The following is a 1,393-nucleotide window of genomic DNA, read 5'->3' as shown; positions in this document are numbered from 1 at the left end:
CGGGGCGCGTTCGGCGTGGCGGGTGGGGCGCGTGGCGGCGTGCGGTGGGCGGGGCGCGTGGCGGCGTGCGGTGGGCGAGGCGCGGGCCTGGTGCGGGCGGCGTTCCGGGTGCGGGGCCTTCGGGCATGAAAAAGACTCCTCGCGCACCCACCAGAGCCCGGTTACCCTTGCTACGTTTCCGTCCTGGGGGAGTTGGCCGAGATGGCGCCACGCGAGGAGCCGACTGCCAGTTTAGACACAAAGCGCACTCCCCCAAAACGCGCCGTTCGGACCGGGTGTGACGAAGGCCCGAAGAAACAGGTAAGATTCTCTAGGTCGTTCCCTCACGGGAACGGTCGGCCAGGAGAATTCGCCTAGTGGCCTATGGCGCACGCTTGGAAAGCGTGTTGGGTGAGAGCCCTCGGGGGTTCGAATCCCCCATTCTCCGCCAGTTCTTGATCACGCGGGATGATTTGCGAGCGCCCCAGGCGGGCCCGCGCCTCTCTCTCCCTCCGGCCCGTCGTTCGCGCGCGCCCGGCGCATCCGTCATTCTTCGCGGGCCCGGCGCATCCGTCATGCGCCTCGGTCCGCGCCGATTCCGGGCCCGGCCTGTGGCTAACTCAGGAGATCCGGGCCAGTCCCCGGTCGGACCCCGCGGACCAGTGCGGAACGGCCCGTGGCTCCGCGAGAATCTCCTGAGTTAGCCCCCCGCCCCCGCCCCACGAGGCGGCGCGTGTCCCCCTGCTCGCGTTCGTAACTCCTGCAGATTCTGCCGGATGTACCCGATTCAGCCTGCGGTGACCGTTCGTCGAGGAATTGCAGGAGTTTTGCACGTCGGACCGGCGGCCTGGCTCGTCGGGGGGCCTGGTGCGGCACGTCGGGGGCCTGGCTAGTCGGCGAGCGGGCGCCGAGGCGCTCGGGGGGCCGGCGGCGGCGGCACCTGCTTCGCGGCGACGATGTCGGCGAGTGCGAGGGTGACCAGACCGCGTTTGGTCTCGACCGTGCACTCGGTGTCGGTGCAGGCGCGGAGGTAGCCGACGGCATCCGTCACGCCGCCCTCGATGCGGGTGCGCACGACGATGCGGGCTCCGAGTTCGGTGACGGAGACGAAGTGGGAGGCGGCGAGGCTCATCCGGCCGAGCCTACCGGCACGGGCACGGCGGGTCGGCGGCACGGGGCACAGGGGAACGGCGGCACGGCGGGCCAGTGGCACGCCGGGTCAGCGACTCGGGCAGCGAGCGCGTCAGCGGCCCGGTGACTCAGCACGTCGATGGCACACGCCGGCGCGGCACGCCGGGTCAGCGACTCGGGCAGCGAGCGCGTCAGCGGCCCGGTGACTCAGCACGTCGATGGCACACGCCGGCGCGGCACGGCGGCACGGCACGGCGGCACGGCACGGCGGCACGGCACGGCG

Annotated in this window: 1 protein-coding gene, 1 tRNA gene and 1 other RNA gene; 1 reads left to right on the top strand and 2 read right to left on the bottom strand. The window is 72.1% G+C overall.

Features of this window, described 5'->3' with window-relative positions:
• Positions 1-127: 127 nt before the first annotated feature.
• Positions 128-224, bottom strand: an RNA gene (gene ffs, locus E3T42_RS10935) — signal recognition particle sRNA small type.
• Between the two features lie 118 nt (positions 225-342).
• On the opposite strand from ffs, the gene E3T42_RS10930 reads away from it, so the two are divergent.
• A tRNA-Ser gene (locus tag E3T42_RS10930) sits at positions 343-430 on the top strand.
• 438 nt (positions 431-868) lie between these two features.
• Here the strand turns inward: E3T42_RS10930 and E3T42_RS10925 are convergent.
• Positions 869-1,111 (bottom strand): ferrous iron transport protein A, encoded by a 243-nt coding sequence (locus E3T42_RS10925; protein WP_134367830.1) that lies wholly within the window; start codon positions 1,109-1,111, stop codon positions 869-871.
• Positions 1,112-1,393: the final 282 nt, after the last annotated feature.

It is taken from the genome of Cryobacterium sp. TMT4-10 (assembly GCF_004403275.1).
In the GTDB taxonomy this organism is placed as follows: Bacteria; Actinomycetota; Actinomycetes; order Actinomycetales; family Microbacteriaceae; genus Cryobacterium; species Cryobacterium shii.
This window is presented reverse-complemented; position numbering and strand designations above follow the sequence as displayed.

Bases quoted from the DNA above. Each gene is read 5' to 3' on its own strand.
- E3T42_RS10925 (WP_134367830.1), bottom strand. From the start codon at position 1,111: ATGAGCCTCGCCGCCTCCCACTTCGTCTCCGTCACCGAACTCGGAGCC.